Raw genomic sequence first — 20,259 nt, 5'->3', positions numbered from 1 at the left:
TTCTATATTATTATCCTCAATTGTTCTGTGAGAATACTTATTTTGTATTGATATATTTAATATTAGTTTTACATTCTATTTATAATTACTGCCTAGAAAGTAGCTTAACTTTATAATCTAGAATATACTTCATATCTTCGCTATTGCTAGGAAAAATATCCTATTTAACTTCATGATTACTTGAACTAAATGTCATTACTTATACCATTGTAAGAGCAGTTTAGATGATTGATATTAGAGAAGTAGTTTCAAAACATACTTTGTCTAGTACATGAATAAAAAATGGGCTGTTAAACGACTTACAATCAATCTCACATCAGGTGAGGCACAGAAGCTTGAACAATATTGTTCAACAACTGGCAGACCAGCAACTGATGTAATTCGGGAGTTAATTCGCTCTCTTTATCCTAAAGATGAAAAACCCTCTGAAAGCTCGTGAATCAAACTGCAAAAAAGTGAAACAGGATAAGTACATCTTAATTTGTCAGTGAAATATGCTGCTTAACAGTTATCAGCTAACAGTGAATCCCTATAACTAAAGTTAGGGAATTTAAATAAGAATACTCTCTTACAAAGTTCAGAGCCGAGGAAATCTTCGCTCTGACTTTTGCTTTGAATATCGTGCAATCATCTTGATACACTTACATAATTAAAAATATCAAATTAATTGAATAAAAGGTAGAATTCAGCATCAAGATGTTTTTACTAGCTTGCTTACTTGTAGCGGTAGTGAGTCTGCAAGTGTTTTGTAAACCACCAAATTTGAAATTTTGTGGCTGTTTTTAAGCAGTAATTTATCCATTTTTTCGCGCAAAATACCCTTCTTGTATCTGGCTTTCCTCCTGAACTATTTTTTGACAATTAGTAATATTACTGATCTTTTCGGAAAACTTTTAAGTTAGATATGGTACTTACCACTTATTTACTTATACTTTCCAAAGTATTAAGAATTTAATTCCTAATTTATTTAATTACAAATAATGCTTAGAAAAACCTTGGTTATAAATCAGCCGAAGGTAAGCAAGTCCTTGGGCGAACTGAGAATTTTTGCTGGATTTATAACACTCAGCTTTGCGATCGCCGCAATATTGTGTAACTATCAGGATGCAATCGCCCAAACTCCCGAACCTCAGACATTACCCCCAGGTCGGTTAGACGATCTTCCTGAGACTCCGTTACCCTCGGATGTGCTACCCAAGCCACCAGACGAGAATCAATTGCTTCCATCCCTAAAATTACCGAATCAGCCGATTCTGGAGCAGAATGACCCTAATACCAAATTTCGGGTAGATCGCATTGAAGTTTTGGGCAGTACAGTTTTCAAAGCAGAACAGTTTGCCGCTGTCACGAATCCCTTTGTGGGACGGGAACTGACATTTGCAGAGTTGTTGCAAGTTAAAGATGCCATCACCAAGCTTTACACTGATAACGGCTATGTCACCACAGGCGCATTGATTGCACCGCAGACAATAGAAGCTGGAACAATCAAAATTCAGGTGATTGAGGGTAGTTTGCAAGAAATTAAGATTGTCGGTAATAGGCGATTACACACTCAATACATTCGCGATCGCATCAAACTTGGTGCAGGTAAACCCCTAAATGTACCGCGTTTAATAGAAAAGCTGCAACTACTCCGTCTCGATCCGCGGATTCAAAACCTGTCAGCCGAGTTGCAGACAGGCGTGCAACCGGGAACCAATGTGTTGCAAGTGGAGGTTAAAGAAGCAGAAACTTTTAAGCTGACAGCAAGCCTGGATAATGGGCGATCGCCAAGTGTGGGTAGTTTCCGCCGGGGAGTGGATCTGCAAGAAGCCAATTTATTGGGTTTGGGCGATACCCTGAGCGTGGGATACGCCAATACCGATGGCAGCAATACAATCAATGCCAATTACACGCTGCCGATTAATGCCCGTAATGGCACTGTATCCTTCGGTTTTAGCCAAGGGTGGAACCACGTGATTGAAGAACCATTCAGTGTCCTTGATATTCAGTCAAATACCCGCTCTTACGAATTGAGCTATCGGCAACCACTGGTGCAAAAACCAACCCAAGAGTTGGCAGTGGGGCTATCGTTCTCGCGCCAGTCAAGCCAAACTGAGTTAGGTATTGATAATATTGGGCCGTTTCGGCTTTCCCCAGGTGCAGATGCGAACGGAAAAACCAATATTTCTGCCCTGCGCTTTTTTCAAGAATATACCCAGCGAAGCAACCAGTATGTATTTGCGGCGCGATCGCAATTGAGTTTTGGTGTAGATTGGTTCGATGCTAATGTCAGTGAGAATGAACCAGATAGCCGCTTTTTCGCGTGGCGGGGACAGGCGCAGTGGGTGCGACAATTAGCACCCGATACTCTATTTTTAGCTAGGGGCGATTTCCAATTGGCAACAGATTCCTTAGTGCCTTTAGAGCAATTTGGTCTTGGTGGACAGCTAAGTGTACGGGGCTATCGCCAAGATGCATTACTCACAGATAATGGTCTGTTATTTTCGGCGGAATTTCGAGTCCCAATTGTCCGGGCTGCCAAAATTGGCGGAGTGTTGCAACTGACACCCTTCATTGATGTAGGTAAAGGCTGGAATACCAAAGGCGAAAATCCATCACCGAGTACGCTTGTTAGTACTGGGTTAGGGCTGTTATGGAAACAGGGTAATGACTTATCAGCCCGCGTAGATTGGGGCATTCCCCTAATCTCGGTGGACGGTGAAAAGCGATCGCTCCAGGAAAATGGATTGTACTTCTCAGTGAGTTATTCAGCGTTTTGAGACAATCAATAATCCTTATGACTATGAATATATAAATACGGATTGCTCAGAGAGTTTTATTCAAAAAGCTCTTAGAGTTTTGCTAGTCATGGTTTTAGGCAATTTGAAATGTTGGCAAACTAAATGAAAACAACCTTTATTTGGCTGGGTTTGGTGAATAGTATATTCAGAAGTGGGATGTTTATACCTCTGGCTGCTATGCTCCTCTGGAGCAATTCAACCAACGCCCAGGTGACACCTGATAGCACCCTCAACACCACCGTCTCCCAAAGTGGTAATAACTTCACCATCATCAATGGCAATCAGATTGGGAAAAACTTGTTCCATAGCTTCAGCCAGTTCTCTTTGCCTACAAATGGTTCCGCCTTCTTCGATAATGCCACCGATATCCAAAACATCTTTGCCCGTGTTACAGGTGGTAGTGCGTCTAATATCGATGGGTTAATCCGTGCCAACGGTAGCGCCAATTTATTCCTGCTCAATCCTGCGGGTATTTTGTTTGGGGCCAATGCCCAACTGAATATTGGTGGATCGTTTGTTGGTACAACTGCAACCAGCATTAAGTTCTCTGACGGGGTGGAGTTTAGTGCTACCAACACTACACCAGCCCCTTTGTTGACGATCGATGTGCCAGTTGGCTTGCAATTTGGTAGTAGTCCAGGAGCCATTACCGTCCGAGGGTCAGGACACAATGCCCAATTAGGCGACTCACTTCAGGTTTCTGGATTAAACCTTGGTACGAGAGGATTACAGTTGCAACCTGGAAAGATGCTGGCATTGCTGGGTGGGAATGTTGCCTTAGATGGAGGATTACTCTCCGCACCAGGAGGGCAAATAGAATTGGGTAGCATCACTAACGGAAGCGTCACCCTCAATTCCATCCCTGAAGGATTTGCACTGAGTTTTCCTAATGCTTCGAGTTTTGGCAATATTCAGATAACTCAACGAGCTTTAGCATCTACACGCGACCTCAGTGGGCAAAGGGGAGGAGCCATCCAAATTCAGGGTAAACAGGTCAGCATCCGAGATGGTTCGCTGATATTAGTGCAAAATCGCAGCAACCAAACTGCTGGTAATATTGCAATCAATGCTACAGAGTCCCTCCAGATTATCGGCAAGTCTCCTGATTTTCAAAGTTCCAGCAGTTTAATTAATGAAACTATATCCCCAAGTGCGGCAGGGAATATTATCGTTACCACCCCACAATTGAATATTGATGGGGGTGGGTATATCTTAAACCGTACCTTTAGCACAGCACCGGGTGGCAATATTGCAATCAATACCGATCGAATGCGGGTGAATGGTTTTGCATTTGGCGATCCTTCTCCTTTTCGAGCAGTCAGCCAGATATTAGCCGCTTCCTATGGGGCTGGAAAAGGTGGAGATGTCAACATTTCCACTCAAAACCTGTCTATTTTAGCTGGCGGCAATATAGCAGCAAGACCCTACCGTTTCGGTAATGGCGGCGATCTTATCGTCAAGGCAGATACAATTCAGGTGACAAATGAGGGAGCGCCAAAGGGTTTGTATTTTAGTTTGTTGTCTACTGCCACATTCGGGTTTGGTAATGCAGGGGATTTGAAAATCGATACCCGCAAGCTGTCGGTTCAAGCTGGCGGCAGAGTGTCAGCTTCTAGCATAGTTTTAGGAAATGCGGGTTCACTGACTATCAATGCGTCTGAATTGATTGATGTGAATGGTGTCAAAGATGCAGAAAATCCCAGCTATATTGGTACTGCTGTTCGTCCTGTTTTTGGAGTTTCCAGCGCTACTTCAGGTAACACCACAATTAACACCCCACTTCTTAACATCAGTAATGGTGCAACAGTTTTTGTCCAAAACCTTGGCTTAGGTAAAGCTGGTACTTTAAACATTCAGGCGAACACCTTACGACTCGACAATAGGGCCAGTATTTCAGCATCCACAAAAGCAGGCGGTGGCGGTAACACTAATTTACAACTGCGGGATTTACTACTGATGCGTCATGGCAGCTTTATCAGTGCAGAAGCAGGTAGCAGTGGTAATGGTGGCAATATTACGATTAATGCTCCCAACATTGTGGGTTTAGAAAATAGTGACATTATTGCCAATGCTGTAAAAGGAAAGGGTGGCAATATTCAAATCGCAACCCAAGGGATTATCGGACTCAAGTTCCGTCCCCAACTCACTCCCGAAAATGACATTACCGCTAGTTCTCAATTTGGGGTTAGCGGTACCGTTCAAATCAATAATATTGGTGTCGATCCCAACTCTGGGTTAGTTCAACTACCAACCAATGTAACCGATCCATCGCAACAAATAGCCAGTGGTTGTTCTGCAAAGCAAGACAGTCGATTTGTGGCAACGGGACGGGGTGGTGTGCCGCAAAATCCCAATCAAGATGTGACGAGCGATGTCTACGACGGGCTACACCTAAGCACTTGGTCTGATGTCCGCGATATCTCTGAATATCGCAAAACTGGGGAAGTCACAGCACAAATGCTTGAATCTTCAAAGGTTCTTGTCCAAGCTACTTCCTGGCATCGGAACACCCAAGGCAAAATTGAGTTAATTGCGGCTCAACCAACCCATGTACAACCATATTTAACCTGTGGTGCACAAACTGAAGTTCCAGGAATTGCAATGCCTGCGGCAAATTTCGTTTTTAGAAAGCTACACCAAGATGACTACTAAAACTGTTGATGCTGTTCAAACACAATACCGTTTAGGGAACCCTATATATATTAAGTATTGATAGAAAGTGAGCGATGAAAGCACCCTCTGTTTGCTGGGGTTTGATCGATATAATGCTGACAGGTGGGATGCTCCTTTGGTGTGCCTCTGTGAGTGCCCAGCTAACTCCTGATGGCACCCTTAATACTACTGTCTCCCAAAGCGGTAATAACTTCACCATTACTAATGGTAGTGCCGCCAACAGTAACTTATTTCACAGTTTCCAGCAGTTTTCGGTTCCCACAGGCGGTTCGGCTACTTTTGATTTAACGAACACGCCCAACATTTCTACCATCTTCAGCCGTGTTACTGGCGGTAATATATCTAACATTGATGGCTTGATTCAAACCATTAACAGCAACAACCCCGTTAGCTTATTTTTGATCAATCCTAGTGGCATTGTCTTTGGTCCCAATGCCCAACTAAACATTGGGGGTTCGTTTATTGGTACCACTGCAAATAGCATTAAGTTTGCTGATGGGGTAGAGTTTAGTGCCAGCAACACTACAGCAGCACCTCTGTTGACAATCAATGTGCCAGTTGGCTTGCAGTTTGGGCAAAACTCAGGCGCGTTGGCGCAGCCTGCCGTAGGTATCGCAGTACAAAACTCGATTAATGGCATCCCCCAAACTCCACTAGGTTTACAGGTAAGTTCAGGTAAGACCCTTGCTTTGTTAGGAAATGGAATTGACTTAGCGGGTGGCGTTCTCAAAACCGTAAATGGCTCCATCGAACTCGGTAGTGTGCAGTCAGGACAAGTTCGCCTAACTCCCACAAGTCAGGGATGGACATTTGATTATTCTAATGCTGGCGAATTTAACGATATCAGGTTGACTCGGCAAGCACAAATATTTGGCTCTGGGCTTGGAAGTACTGCCATTCAAATGCAGGGTAGAGATATCAGTTTTTTGGAAGGTTCGACTGTTATCACTCGAAATCAAGGTTCCCTCTCATCAGATCGGATTACGATTAATGGTACTCGGTCGTTCGCCCTCGCAGGAACAAACCCACAGGGAACTAAAAGCAGCCAATTGGCAAGCAATACAATCGGGGTAGGGCAGGCTGGAAACATTACTATCTCAACCGGGCAACTATTGCTGCGGGATGGAGCGCAAATCAAGTCTCAAAACTTGAGTTCGGGGCGGGGTGGGAATATCGTAGTTAAGGCTTCCGAGTCTATCTCAGCCAGTGGATTTAATCCTGTCAATCCTTCAGTAATGACATCGATTCTGACAACCTCGCTTGGTTCTGGAAAATCAGGAAACGTTACTCTTTCAACTCAAAAATTTACAGTTACGAACGGCGCCAGTATTGGGTCAACTACTCTTACAACTGGTGATAGTGGCAATGTCCAAATTGATGCCTCAGACTCGATAGATGTTTCTGGAATTAATAAGGTCACATTTCTCCCTACTACTGTGGCGTCATCAACAGTAGGAAGTGGAAATGCTGGGAATCTGACCATCACAACTGCACGATTAACAGTGCGGGATGGAAGCTTAGTCACCTCCTCAACTGGCGCAACCGGAAATGCTGGTAATGTAAAGATTTTGGCTTCAGACTTTATCGAAGTGAGCGGCACATCACAAGATAGCATTGTCAGTAGCAGTATTGGATCTAATGCACTACGCCTCGATCCTGTCACCCGTGCGACTTATCATCTGCCGGAATTTCCTAGTGGTAATGCGGGAGGGGTAATCTTAATGACGCCTCAATTGCGCGTTACGGATCGAGCTGACATCGGGGTGAAAAATGAGGGTACGGGTAATGCAGGTAATTTCGAGATTTATGCTAACTCGATTTTCCTCACTAATCGCGGAACGATTTCCGCAGCTACACAATCTGGCAACGGAGGTAATCTCGCTGTTAATGCTCAACAACTATTGCTAATGCGGGGTAATAGCAAAATTTCTGTTGAAGCCAAGGAAGCAGGGGATGGTGGTAATATCACGCTCAACGCTCCGCTCGTTGTGGGTTCAGAAAACAGTGACATTATTGCTAATGCCATTAAAGGCCGGGGGGGCAACATTCAAATCACCACCCAAGGCATCTTTGGGCTGAAGTTCCGCAACCAACTCACTCCTGATAGTGATATTACTGCCAGTTCCCAATTTGGGGTAAGTGGCACGGTTCAAGTTAATACTATCGGTATCGATCCAAATTCGGGTTTAGTCGAACTGCCTGCAAATGTCACCGATTCATCCCAGCAAATTGCTACAGGCTGCGCAGGCGGTGAAGGCAGCCGCTTTGTGGCAACGGGACGGGGTGGTGTGCCGCAAAATCCCAATCAAGATGTGATGAGCAATGTCTACGACGGGCTACGCTTACGAACCTGGGATGATATACGAAATTTGTCTGCTTACCGCAAAACTAGCAATGTCATTGCTCAAATACCCCCATCTCCACATATTCTAGTTCAAGCTATAACTTGGCATCGCCGCGCTGACGGCAAAATTGAATTAATTGCCGCTCCTTCTGTTGGCAATATACAGCCGTCGCTCACTTGTATGGCTGTGCCAAATTAAATTGGTGAAACGCGATCGCCGTTCAATTCCAAAAGTGACTATTATATATGACACCATTTTGGGAACCCTAGTTAATTAGGTACAATTGGAAATTCCGTGATGAAATTAACTTCTACTAGGTTCGGTGTCAGTAATAGAATTTGTAAGATGCTGCTACCATTGGGGGTAATCTTCTTGGGGTGTAACAGTGCGATCGCTCAAGTGACATCCGATGGCACAACTAACACCATTGTCAATCCAAGTGGTAATAATTTTAATATTCTTAACGGAATTGAAAAAGGTAATAATTTATTTCATAGCTTCAGTAATTTCTCTGTACCTACAGGTGGTTCAGCCAGATTTGATTTAATTAACACACCAAATATTACAACTATATTCAGTCGGGTTACAGGTGGAAATGTTTCCAATATTGATGGGTTAATTAGCACGCTTAATAGTAGTAACCCGGTAAATTTGTTTTTGATGAATCCTGCGGGGATTGTGTTTGGGGCAAATGCCCGCTTGAATATTGGTGGCTCCTTTCTGGGGACGACGGCGAATAGTATTAAGTTTGCCGATGGGACGGAATTTAGTGCTGTGAATGCTTCGGGTACTCCTTTGCTGACTATAAGTGTACCTGTGGGTTTGCAACTTGGGGCAAATGCTGGAGCGATACAAGTTCAAGGGGCAGACTTGCGAGTTAAAACCGGACAAACACTAGGGTTAGTTGGTAGTCAAATCGACATGACAGGGGCAAAACTGACGGCACCAAATGGGCATATCGAACTATGGGCTGTGCAGAATGCTGGGATTCAAATGGAAAATCAAGCTCAATGGCAACTGACGAGTCCTGTGGCTACGACAAATTGGGGCACAATTACGTTACAACAAGCTTCATTGGTTGATGCAAGTGGAATTAACGGGGGTGCAATCAACATCCGTGGACGTGGGTTGACGGTGCAGGATGGGTCGAATATTAGTTCCACTACCTTTGCTGGGCAAGGTAAGGGAATTACTGTCAACACCACAGACTTTGTTGATCTGCTGGGTGTTTCTCTCCCAGGACAAATTAATCCTGGCATTGGAACTTCTTTAGGTAGCTTTTTTGGGCCTCCAGCAACTGGACGAGCTGGAGATGTAACAGTAGAGACAGGACACTTAAAGTTAGCAAATGGAGCTTGGCTTCAGTCCTTTTCTAATGGCAACAATTCTCGATCGGGAGATGTAACTGTTCGGGCTTCAGATGTAGAGGTGGTAGGTTCTAATCCATTTTTTCAAATCCCCACCTCGATTACCACCACTCTCTTTAGTGGCAAGAACAATCAGAGTGGAAATATTTCCATCGAAACAAATCGGATGCGGGTGCAAGATGGTGGAATCGTCAGTACATCTTTGATACCCTTTAACGGTGTTTCTCCTCCCACGGGCAAGGCTGGAAATATCTCAATCCGAGCAACTGAGAGCCTTGATATCTCAGGATACACACCCTCTCTACTACTGTCTGGAGTGGGTACGAGAATTGGTCAAACAGAAGGAGACGCAGGAAATATCTCAATCGATGTTGGACGTTTGCATCTTTTTAACGGCGGGTCTATCCGCAGTACTTTATCAGGAAAAGGGAAAGCGGGAAATATCACCATTCAGGCGCAAGAGGTAGCAGTTAGCGATCCAGTAATTGATGTTATCAGCAAATTACCTGGTGGCATTACTGTTTCCGTGGGTGATAATTCAGTAGGTTCAGGTGGAAATATCGCCCTAACTGCTGACAACCTACGGCTCTTTAATGGAGGACAGATCACCTCTTCTAGCCAGGGTCAGGCAAATGCGGGGAATATTAACTTACAGGTTAAAAACATTGATATCCAGGGTATGTCTCAACCTTTAACTAACGGTCAAATTGTACCCAGTGCGATCGCAGCATCTTCAACAACTAATTTTAACGCTGGAACAATAAAAGTTATATCTAATACGGTTAAAATACGTAATGGCGCGGAAGTGACCGTGAGCAATATAGGAGGCGGAGATGCAGGTAATTTGAATATTACAGCCAATAATATTTTCCTCGACAATAAAGCCAGTCTGCGATCGGAAGTTAAAGGAGGTAGTCAAGGTAACATTCACCTCCAAGCAAATGATGTTTTGCTGTTACGTCGTGGCAGTAATATTACAACTAATGCCACTGGTACTTCTACCGGAGGTAACATTGATATTACTGCTGGAGCTATTATTGCCCTTCCTGACGAAGATAGCGATATCGTTGCCAATGCAGTACTCGGAAGCGGTGGAAATATTCAAATCACCACTCAAGGCATCTTTGGGCTGAAATTCCGTCCCCAACTCACCCCAGAAAGCGACATCACCGCCAGTTCCCAATTTGGAGTGAGTGGTACAGTTCAAGTTAATACTATCGGTGTCGATCCAAATTCCGGCTTAGTCGAACTGCCTGCAAATGTCACCGATCCATCCCAACAAATTGCTACAGGCTGCGCTGCTAGTGAGGGTAGTCGATTTGTGGCAACGGGACGGGGTGGTGTGCCGCCAAATCCCAATCAACAAGTAACGAGTGATTCCACTTGGTCTGATATCCGCAATCTAACTGCATACCGCAAAACAGGCGAAGTGATAGCCCAAATACCCACAAAAGAGGCAGTTCTTGTCCAGGCTACAGGTTGGCGACTTAATACACAAGGAAAAATTGAGTTAATTGCAACTCAACCAGACGCTCATGTGCAACAGCCCTTAACTTGTGCTGCGGTGCCCAAGAGTTAATTTGCTCAGGAATCTTATAACCAAGTTGATTAAATTTTAAAGTGATATAGTATACAAGCCACTCAACTATTGTAGTGATAATTACTTATGGGTTTTCAAATTAAACAACTTCGTTGGCTATATATCAGTCTGAGTATTTTGAGCTTGTGTTTGGCAATAACTATTACACCTAGTAGAGCGTCTCTGCCAGTACCAACAACTTCTACCCTGAATGTGTCAGCATCTACTTCTCAACCGACCAATTGGCTAGAACAGGGACGAAACCTCTACCATTTAGGACGCTTTGCAGAAGCAGTGACAATTTGGCAAACGGCAGCACAACAGTATCATACCCAAGGCGATCGCCAGGGCGAAGCTCTAAGTTTAAGTTACCTCTCACTGACACAACAGGAGCTTAATCAATGGCAAGCAGCCCAACAGTCTATTGAGCAAAGTCTGAAACTGTTGCAAACCTCCATTCCCTCTGCTGATGCAATTCTCTGGGCACAAGCGCTCAATACCCAAGCAAATTTGCAATTGCATACTGGCAAAGCCGAAACCGCCCTCGAAAGTTGGCAAAAAGCTCAAAAATTTTATGAGCAAGCAGGCGACACAATGGGAAGCCTGGGTAGTCAAATCAACCAGGCACAAGCTTTACAAACTTTAGGATTTTATCGTCGTTCTAAACAACAGTTAGAGGTACTGACTCAAAAGCTGGGAGCAATGCCAGATTCAGAAGTCAAAGTCAGTGGACTGCGATCGCTTGGTTTAGCCTTGCAAATAATTGGCGACTCTGGTAAAAGTCAACAGATTTTAGAGCAAAGTTTAGCGATCGCTCGCCAAATTTCAGCCCAACCCCAATTAAGTTCTATTCTGATCGCCCTGGGCCAAACTGCCGTTGACTTGCAAGATCCAGAAGCCGCATTAGATTACTTTGAACAGGCTCAACTCTTAACAACTAACCCAAGCGATCGATTACAAGCGCGTTTAGCTCAGTTCAAGCTTTTTCTCAATTACGACAAACTGGAGTTTGCTAACCCACTCGCACCTCAACTACTCCAACAACTCCGAGAACTGACCCCCAGTCACACCTCACTCTACGCAGCGATCAATTTTGTTGCCACTCTCAACCACCAGTCAAATCGCGAGCAAATCCTACCGCTGAAAGATTTGGCGCAACTGATGGCAGTCACAGTCAAATCTGCACAGCAAATCCAGGATACTCAAGCCGAAGCTCATGCACTAAATCAGTGGGGAAAACTCTATCAGCGTACACAGCAATTATCTGAAGCACAGGAGTTAACTCAGAAATCCCTTAACATTGCCCGCCAACTTCAAGCTAACGATATCATTGCTCAATCTGCTTGGCAGGTAGGACAATTGTATAAACAACAAAGCGATCGCTCAAAAGCGATTACCGCTTATACAGAAGCAGTCAACGCTTTAAAGGCACTGCGGGGAGATTTGGTGGCTATCAACCCTGATGTCCAGTTCTCTTTTCGCACCAGTGTGGAGCCTGTCTACCGAGAACTGGTTGATTTACTTCTAGAGAATCAACCCAGTCAAGCAGAACTAATCCAAGCTCGTGAATTGATTGAGTCCCTCCAAATTGCGGAACTCGATAACTTTTTTCGGGAAGCCTGTTTAGATAAAACTCAACAGATCGATCGGGTCGATCCCACTGCAACCGTCATTTATCCAATCATCCTGCCAGATCGTTTAACAGTAATTCTCTCCAAAGCAGGGCAACCACTCCGTTCCTATGTCACTCATAAATCGCAAGCTGAAATTGAGCAGACTCTAGACAATTTTTTGGTTGCGCTTAACCCTGTTTCAGATTCTAAAGATCGAGATCGATTGTCTCAACAAATTTATGGTTGGTTGATTCGTCCAGAGTCAGCAGATCGAGCATTTATTGATACCAAAACATTGGTGTTTGTTTTGGATGGTCGATTGCGGAATATTCCCATAGCAGCTCTTTTTGACGGTAAGCAATATCTGATTGAGAAGTATGCTGTGGCACTCTCACCAGGATTGCAACTAATGGCAACGCGATCGCAAAACCACATCAGTGCGATCGTGGGTGGCATTAGCCAATCTCGCGCTGGCTTTAGTGCTTTGCCCGCCGTTGAATCAGAAGTGAAACAAATCTCCAAGGCGGTATCTTCTAGGATGTTACTGAATCAGGAATTTACCAGTCAAGCCCTTGCTGAACGTGTGAAATCTAGTAGTGCAGGTATTATCCACCTAGCAACCCACGGACAGTTTAGTTCCCGCCTCGAAGACACCTTCTTGCTCACTTGGGATGGACAAGTCAATGTTAAAGAATTATCTGAACTCCTGAAAAATCGCGGTAGCGATCCATCAAAAGCCATCGAGTTGCTGGTACTAAGTGCCTGCGATACTGCCGCAGGCGACGATCGCGCCGTCCTGGGACTAGCGGGCTTGGCTGTCAAATCCGGCGCTCGTTCAACTATCGCCACCCTATGGCCCGTCAAAGATCGGGCAGCCGCGATGCTCATGACTCGCTTCTATGACCAACTCCGACAACCCAAAATCACTAAAGCTGAAGCACTAAGACAAGCACAAATTAGCCTAATTCGCCAAACTGATTTCCACGAACCGTTCTTTTGGTCTGGCTTTGTTTTGATCGGCAACTGGATTTAGCTAAGTAATACAACGGACTTCACTGCAAATAATTTAGGCTATTTTTTACAGCGTTTCATCTAAAGCTCGCCTATACTGCTAGTAGAAGTTCCCTGATTTTACTCTTACTTAGACTTATTCTCTGAGCTTCTGAACATAGTCGAAAGAAACGTATTTTGTTTGTATCACATTTCAATGACATAAGGAAAAAATCATGAAACGTCGATATTTAGCTAGTACATTGAGCGTCATCGCTCTAATCGCTAGCAGTATATGGACTACTGCCCTTGCTGTTACATTTACCCCACCCCCCAACAGTACCTCTCCTAGACAATCAACGGGAGGAGCTTCTCGCGGTAGTATATTTACCCCTGCTGTCGGCAAAGGTGCGCCCAGACAAGCAACTGGAGGAGCTTCTCGCGGTAGTATGTTTGCCCCTGCTGTCGGTAAAGGTGCGCCCAGACAAGCAACTGGAGGAGCTTCTCGTGGCAACCTCTTTACACCTGCCTCTGGCAAAGGTACACCCAGACAGGCAACTGGAGGAGCTTCTCGCGGCAACCTCTTTACACCTGCCCCTGGCAAAGGCGCTCCCCAACAAGCAAGTGCGGGTGCTTCTCGCGTTGGTACTTACTACTTGAATTCATCGATTATAAGTACAACGCAACCAGCAGCACTAATCGCCCTTTTACCCCAAAATTTCTATGGCACAACAGTATCTGAACGTCCCACAATCTTGGTGTATCTCCCAGCTTCCAATGCCGAAGAAGCAGTGTTCAGCCTCAAAGATGAAGCTGGCAATATGCAACATCAGATGAACATTTCAGTTGCAGGAAAAACTGGGGTAATCGCGATCCAATTACCAGCTAATGCACCTGCTTTAGCCGTTGGTAAAAACTATCAATGGTTCCTAGCACTCAAAGTAGATGGTCAACTCAGTCCGAGTACGCCTTACGTTGATGGTTGGATTCAGCGTATCCAGCCCAGCGCGGAGTTGGCAACAGCAATCCAAGAGCAAGATGCTTTGAAGCGGGCTACTATTTTGGGTAAAAACGGTGTTTGGTATGACTGTGTGGCAACACTTGCATCGGTATATACCACTCAACCTAACAATGCAACTCTCCGCAAACAATGGGAAGAACTTCTCTCTTCAGTTAGTTTGAAGGAGATTGTAACAGCGAACTTATTAGCATCTACTAACTAATCCCAATTTGGGCATTGGGTATGGGAACAGACAAAGTAGACAAAGGAGAGGGGGGAGACAAAGAAGAAACTTGTTCAATAATTCCTCCTTGTCCCCTTTGTTCCACTCTTCTTACTTCCACCCAGTCCCCATTACCTCTTATCTATCCCCAGAGGGAACCCCACCTTCCCCAATCCCCATTGCATGACACAAATATGTGGCGCAGATTCCAGGCTTTTATCCAACGTACTCGCAGCGTTTTGATTATTACTCCTAGCGTTGCCTTGACGGTTATAGTTGGGCAATCGTTGGGACTTTTCAATTTACCGGAATGGAAAATTCGCGACGAATGGGTTCGTCAGCGATCTTCACAGGCGATGCCTATGGCGGGCTACGCCTACGCTGATGAGATTGTGATTGTTACAATCGATGAGCGCGATATCCAATCGGTGCGTAAATGGCCAGTTCCAGACTGGGCGCTAGCACGATTACTAGAAAAAATCCGGGCGCAGCAGCCGAGAGCCATTGGCTTGGATCTCTATCGAGATTTACCGGAAGGAAGCGGACACGAGCAACTTGTTCAAGTCTTTCGCAATACTCCCTATTTAATCGGAGTTGAGAAAATTACTGGCGAACGCGTCGATCCCCCGCCGGAATTGAAAAAACAAGATCGAGTAGGATTAGCAGATTTAGTCTTGGATGGCGATCGCTTTGTACGTCGCGCCCTCTTGACAGCTGAAGATGCCAAAGAGAAAAACACGATTAAAGCCGGACTGGCAACCCTTGTAGCTCTAAAGTACCTCGAAGCTGAAAAAATTAGTTTAGAAAGCATTAACCCCCAAAAACAAAAGTTTAAGTTGGGTAAGGAAATTTACTTACCACTGCAAAATCAAGAAGCAGGTTATACCGATGCCGATTTAGGAGGCTATCAAATTCTGCTCAATTGGCATGGTTCAGAAGCAGCATTTCGGACAGTTGCGATGCGCGATGTGTTAGCAGGGAAAATTCCAGCAGATTTGATGCGCGATCGCATGGTATTTATTGGATCGATTGCCTCCAGTACCAATGATTTCTTCAGTACACCCTTCTCTTCCTGGATCTCTGCTCAAAAACCGACTCCAGGTGTGGTTGTTCATGCCAATATTGCTCATCAGCTAGTACGAGGAGCAAAAACAGGAAATGCCAGTCTGCACGGTGTTTCTGGCATTTATTTATCACTCTGGATTGTTTTGTCGTCTGTCATTGGTTCTACAGGCAGTTGGTTGTTATCCAGTAACAGGCTGTGGATTCCCGGCGGCAAAATTCTTTGGGCAACTGTAGGCATCAGTGGAGTCTGTATATGGGGTGGCTATGGGATGTTTTTGTCTGGTGTTTTAATTCCGGTAACACCCACCTTAGCCGCGTTTATCAGTAGTGTGATTGCAACAACTAATGCCTATAAACAGCGAAAGTTAGAAGAAACAAATCGCCAACTAGAAATTGCCAACAGTCAACTATTGGATTATTCCAAAACCCTAGAGACAAAAGTCGAAGAACGCACTCATGAATTAATGGAGGCAAAGCAAGCTGCCGATGCTGCCAATCAGGCCAAAAGTGAGTTTCTCGCCAACATGAGCCACGAACTACGTACACCTCTCAATGGCATCCTTGGTTTTGCCCAGGTACTAGAAGGATCGCCAAACATGACAGCTAAAAATCTAGAAGGAGTCAGCATTATCTACCAATGCGGCTCGCATCTTTTGATGCTGATCAATGACATTCTCGATCTCTCGAAGATAGAAGCAAGGAAATTGGATTTAGTTGTTACTAGTGTGCATCTGCCTAGTTTCTTACATGGTGTGACTGAGATTTGTGGTATCCGGGCTGAACAGAAAGGGATTAGATTTAATATCTTAATTAGCGATCGCCTACCACTGGCCGTTGAAGTTGATGAAAAGCGACTGCGGCAAGTGTTAATTAACTTGCTGGGCAACGCGATCAAATTTACAGATAGCGGTAGCGTAACGTTCAAAGTGGAAGTCATTAGTCAAGAGTCTAAACAGATGACTAATGACAATGGACAAATGACACATCAAAAGATTCGTTTTCAAATTGAAGATACGGGTATTGGGATGTCACCAGACCAACTTGAGAAAATCTTTTTGCCCTTTGAGCAAGTGGGTGAAGCAGGACAGCGATCTGAAGGTACTGGCTTGGGATTGGCGATTAGCCAAAGAATTGCAGGATTGATGGATAGCCAAATTCAGGTGCAGAGTCACCTGGGTGAAGGAAGTCTATTTTGGCTGGATTTGACAGTATCAGTACCACTCGATCATGACTGGCTTGGAGGAGAGATGTCTAAGATGGATTACATCCCAACTCCCCAGAAAATTACTGGGATTCAGGGTAGTGCGCCTCAGATTCTGATTGTTGATGACGATCGCAACCACTGTTCTATGTTAACCAGTCTGCTGCAAGAAATTGGCTGTCGAACCCTAGAAGCGACCGATGGCAAACATGGGCTACAAGTAGCAATTGAACACAATCCAGATGTGATTCTACTCGATTTAGCCATGCCCAATATGGATGGTTTTGAACTAATGGTTCACCTGCAAGCGAATCCACAAACCTGTTCTATTCCGATTATTGTCTCTAGTGCCAGCGTTTTTGAGGAAAATCGTCAGCGGAGTTTAGAGGCAGGGGCAACAGCATTCTTGCCTAAACCTCTCCAGATTGACGAACTACTTAATAGACTGCGATCGCTCTTGGGAGTGGAATGGATATATGCCGAATCTTCGCCTCCCAAAGGCGAGCAGATTACTGGTAGCGAATGGGTTCTACCATCCCAAGATGTTTTGCAACAACTCTATCATCTGGCAATGATGGGAGATATCTCGGCGATTGAGGGAATGTTAAGAGAACTAATTGAGGAAAACAGTCAACTAGCTCCTTTCGCAGCAGAGTTAAGCAAACTCACTGCCAATTTCCAAACCGGAAAAATCCGTAAGTTACTCAAATCATTTGTCACAACGGAGTTACATCCATGATCGCTGTTCCTATCTCGAAACCCATACATATTTTATTAGTGGATGACAATCCAAACAACCTCAAGGTGCTATCGGAAGCGATTCAGAGGTGCGGCTGGAAAGCCCTCATGGCAACAGATGGAGAGTCAGCGATTGAACAAATAGAATATGCTCATCCCGATCTGATTCTTTTGGATGTGATGATGGCAGGTATTGATGGATTTGAAACTTGTCGCAGACTGAAAACCAATCCTATCACTGAGAATATCCCAGTAATTTTCATGACTGCCCTATCCGATTCTACAGACAAGGTGGCGGGATTGGAAATAGGTGCAGTTGACTACATTACCAAACCCTTCCAACACGAAGAAGTCATTGCCCGTTTAAAGTTACACCTCAAAATTTCCCATCTCACCCGTACATTAGAAGAACGCGTGCAAGAACGCACCGCAGAATTAACTCAATCTCTACAGCAGTTACAACAAACCCAACTACAAATGATCCAGAGTGAGAAAATGTCCACTTTAGGGCAGATGGTTGCAGGTATTGGTCATGAGATTAATAATCCGGTTGGTTTTGTTGGCGGAAATTTATCTTATATTGAGGAACATGTAAATAATCTACTTCGCCTAGTGAGCCTGCAACAGGAGAAGCTAACGCAGTCAGACTCGGAAATTCAAGAGCTTCTTGAAGAAATTGACTTGGAGTATCTGACAGAGGATCTGCCGAAACTACTGGCATCAATGCACCAAGGAATTACCCGTCTGAAAGATATCAGTCTCTCTTTGAGAACTTTTACTCGCGCAGATATTTCATCTCAGGTGGAGTTTCAGATTCACGAAGGAATTGATAGCACCTTAATGCTGTTGAAACATCGACTCAAAGGTAATGGCGATCGTACTAAAATCCAGGTTGTCACACAATACGGTGAGTTACCTCCAATCAGTTGTTATCCCGGACAACTGAACCAGGTGTTCATGAATATCATCGCCAATGCCATTGATGCATTTGATGAACTGCATCAAAACAATTGCGATCGAGATATTGCTGCTTGCCCGAACATCATCACCATTACCACATCGGTTGATCCCCAACAAAAAACCGTCACAATTTGTATCCAAGATAATGGCCCCGGTATGCTTACTGAGGTGCAATCTCGAATTTTCGATCGATCTTTCACAACCAAGGCTGTGGGCAAGGGAACCGGGCTGGGATTAGCGATTAGCTACCAAATTATTGTTGACAAACACAACGGACAAGTCAAATGCTTGTCAATACCTGGTGAGGGGACAAAATTTATTATTACTCTACCGATGTAGTTTCTATGCCAAAACCTCCAGCTTCGAGATGACGAACTAGCGATTGAATAATGGGTGTAGCAATACTAATACCAAATAAAGCATTGAAGCCTGCAACAACCACTGGTGCTGACAAAATAACTGTAAATTCTGGAAATAAAGCTAACACAGCCACCAAGACCAAAAAAACAATTGGTGTCGCAATACCTGCTGCCTTCGCTGCTTCAAAAATTAGATTTTTATACTCTTCAACAGTGATGTCACCTCGATAAAGATCCAAAGAGTAAGAAATTGCCGTGACTACAACCTGAGTGAGAATAGCTGTTCCCGTTGCAGTAATCCCAAGTTTCGCGATCGTCCCAGAATTGCTGACAATAGAATCTACCGCATTATAAACCCGAATATAAAACTGTTCGCCAACGGTCATGACTTTGGCTCCTCGGCGGAGATTGTCAATACCTACTTCCCAAAGAATATTATCAGCAGCATTCGAGCCACCTTGGGAACGTGGATTGATGTGGCTACCATGCTTATCTCTAAGAAATTGACGAATTGTATATTCTTTACCTCCAAGCTTTGATGTGCCAGGAATTTTCTCAAAAAGCTTCATGACATCTGCATCAGAGCGAGGTAAGTCCCCCACTCGAACACCAGCACGATATCTTAGCCTATTTGCAATCTTGGGCATTTCTTGAGCTAATTCGGCAGCTGTCTTTGGTAAATTTTGCAAAGCATCAGCCATAACCATGCTAGATGCAGCAACTCCAACAGCAGTTTGTTGAAATGTTTGACTAACATTTTGAACAGTTTGAAAACCTGATTGTGTTGCGATGGTTGATAAACTTTGTAAATCATTAACTGCATGAACACTTGAAGTAGTCATCTCGCTAGTAGCGTTCTTAATTCCATCAACTACCTCATTCATCCCGTTTACTACATTGTTGGCTGCTTCTTGAGCTTTATCTCGAACTGTATCTGCCAACTTTTGTGCTTCGTTGATAAAATCCATGTTTTCTGCCGTGGAGTATTTGCTCCAGTTTCTCTTTCTAAAACTAAGAAGCACCTCAGCATTCATGACGAATTTACTTCCAAAATTTTTAAAGAGATAGTAATCACTTTATATTGTTTGTGTATGTTATACCAATTCAATTAATGATTGCAACACATCCTTGGGTGAAGACGCGATGAATCGCGTCTCTACAAATGGTCTATTTGTTGCATTCTTTTTTTAAACTTGAAAGCGATCGCCGATTATTATTGAGCTTCAAAACTCGGAACTTGAGCTTCAGAACCTGACATCAGCAGTTCTCTACTCAAACTCCGAGTTTCTGAGCTTCTAACTTTCAACCTCTTAAGCAAAATTGCCGATAGATTTTCTGCACTATTGATGCTTACGGCTACACT

At 44.2% G+C, this 20,259-nt stretch carries 10 protein-coding genes; 9 read left to right on the top strand and 1 reads right to left on the bottom strand.

Annotated features, from left to right (window positions below):
* Positions 1-271: 271 nt before the first annotated feature.
* From V7K45_RS23765 to V7K45_RS23725, 9 genes are all read left to right on the top strand, one after another.
* Entirely contained in the window at positions 272-439 is a 168-nt protein-coding gene (locus tag V7K45_RS23765) for a CopG family transcriptional regulator (RefSeq protein WP_335007422.1), read from the top strand.
* Between the two features lie 541 nt (positions 440-980).
* Positions 981-2,762, top strand: coding sequence for a ShlB/FhaC/HecB family hemolysin secretion/activation protein (locus V7K45_RS23760; RefSeq protein WP_335007421.1), 1,782 nt, complete (start codon positions 981-983; stop codon positions 2,760-2,762).
* Positions 2,763-2,885: 123 nt separating this feature from the next.
* Complete coding sequence (locus V7K45_RS23755) at positions 2,886-5,435, top strand: S-layer family protein (RefSeq protein WP_335007420.1); 2,550 nt, start codon at positions 2,886-2,888, stop codon at positions 5,433-5,435.
* Between the two features lie 74 nt (positions 5,436-5,509).
* On the top strand, positions 5,510-7,999 hold the full coding sequence (locus tag V7K45_RS23750; protein WP_335007419.1) for an S-layer family protein: 2,490 nt from the start codon (positions 5,510-5,512) through the stop codon (positions 7,997-7,999).
* Positions 8,000-8,146: 147 nt separating this feature from the next.
* Complete coding sequence (locus tag V7K45_RS23745) at positions 8,147-10,747, top strand: S-layer family protein (RefSeq protein WP_335007462.1); 2,601 nt, start codon at positions 8,147-8,149, stop codon at positions 10,745-10,747.
* 87 nt (positions 10,748-10,834) lie between these two features.
* A complete protein-coding gene (locus V7K45_RS23740) occupies positions 10,835-13,393 on the top strand; it encodes a CHAT domain-containing protein (RefSeq protein WP_335007418.1) in 2,559 nt (852 codons plus the stop codon).
* 193 nt (positions 13,394-13,586) lie between these two features.
* Entirely contained in the window at positions 13,587-14,573 is a 987-nt protein-coding gene (locus V7K45_RS23735) for a DUF928 domain-containing protein (protein WP_335007417.1), read from the top strand.
* A 194-nt stretch (positions 14,574-14,767) separates the two neighbouring features.
* Positions 14,768-17,578: a CHASE2 domain-containing protein gene (locus tag V7K45_RS23730; protein WP_335007416.1), complete on the top strand. Its 2,811-nt coding sequence runs from the start codon at positions 14,768-14,770 to the stop codon at positions 17,576-17,578.
* A complete protein-coding gene (locus tag V7K45_RS23725; protein ID WP_335007415.1) occupies positions 17,575-18,876 on the top strand; it encodes a hybrid sensor histidine kinase/response regulator in 1,302 nt (433 codons plus the stop codon). Before V7K45_RS23730 ends, V7K45_RS23725 begins: the two co-directional genes overlap by 4 nt.
* Here the strand turns inward: V7K45_RS23725 and V7K45_RS23720 are convergent.
* The gene (locus V7K45_RS23720) at positions 18,860-19,864 is read right to left on the bottom strand and encodes an HNH endonuclease (protein WP_335007414.1); all 1,005 of its coding nucleotides are present in this window, start codon (positions 19,862-19,864) and stop codon (positions 18,860-18,862) included. The two genes, V7K45_RS23725 and V7K45_RS23720, sit on opposite strands and share 17 nt — an antisense overlap.
* Positions 19,865-20,259 lie beyond the last annotated feature (395 nt).

The sequence above is a fragment of the Nostoc sp. genome (genome assembly GCF_036917375.1).
In the GTDB taxonomy this organism is placed as follows: domain Bacteria; phylum Cyanobacteriota; class Cyanobacteriia; order Cyanobacteriales; family Nostocaceae; genus Nostoc.
Note: the sequence above shows the minus strand (reverse complement) of the source record. Positions and strands in the feature narration are given on the sequence as shown.

Excerpts from the sequence above, each read along its gene's own strand:
- V7K45_RS23720 (WP_335007414.1), bottom strand. The coding sequence starts at position 19,864 with ATGGATTTTATCAACGAAGCACAAAAGTTGGCAGATACAGTTCGAGAT.
- V7K45_RS23745 (WP_335007462.1), top strand. The coding sequence starts at position 8,147 with ATGCTGCTACCATTGGGGGTAATCTTCTTGGGGTGTAACAGTGCGATC.
- V7K45_RS23725 (WP_335007415.1), top strand. The coding sequence starts at position 17,575 with ATGATCGCTGTTCCTATCTCGAAACCCATACATATTTTATTAGTGGAT.
- V7K45_RS23750 (WP_335007419.1), top strand. The coding sequence starts at position 5,510 with ATGAAAGCACCCTCTGTTTGCTGGGGTTTGATCGATATAATGCTGACA.
- V7K45_RS23760 (WP_335007421.1), top strand. The coding sequence starts at position 981 with ATGCTTAGAAAAACCTTGGTTATAAATCAGCCGAAGGTAAGCAAGTCC.
- V7K45_RS23730 (WP_335007416.1), top strand. The coding sequence starts at position 14,768 with ATGTGGCGCAGATTCCAGGCTTTTATCCAACGTACTCGCAGCGTTTTG.
- V7K45_RS23735 (WP_335007417.1), top strand. The coding sequence starts at position 13,587 with ATGAAACGTCGATATTTAGCTAGTACATTGAGCGTCATCGCTCTAATC.
- V7K45_RS23755 (WP_335007420.1), top strand. The coding sequence starts at position 2,886 with ATGAAAACAACCTTTATTTGGCTGGGTTTGGTGAATAGTATATTCAGA.
- V7K45_RS23740 (WP_335007418.1), top strand. The coding sequence starts at position 10,835 with ATGGGTTTTCAAATTAAACAACTTCGTTGGCTATATATCAGTCTGAGT.
- V7K45_RS23765 (WP_335007422.1), top strand. The coding sequence starts at position 272 with ATGAATAAAAAATGGGCTGTTAAACGACTTACAATCAATCTCACATCA.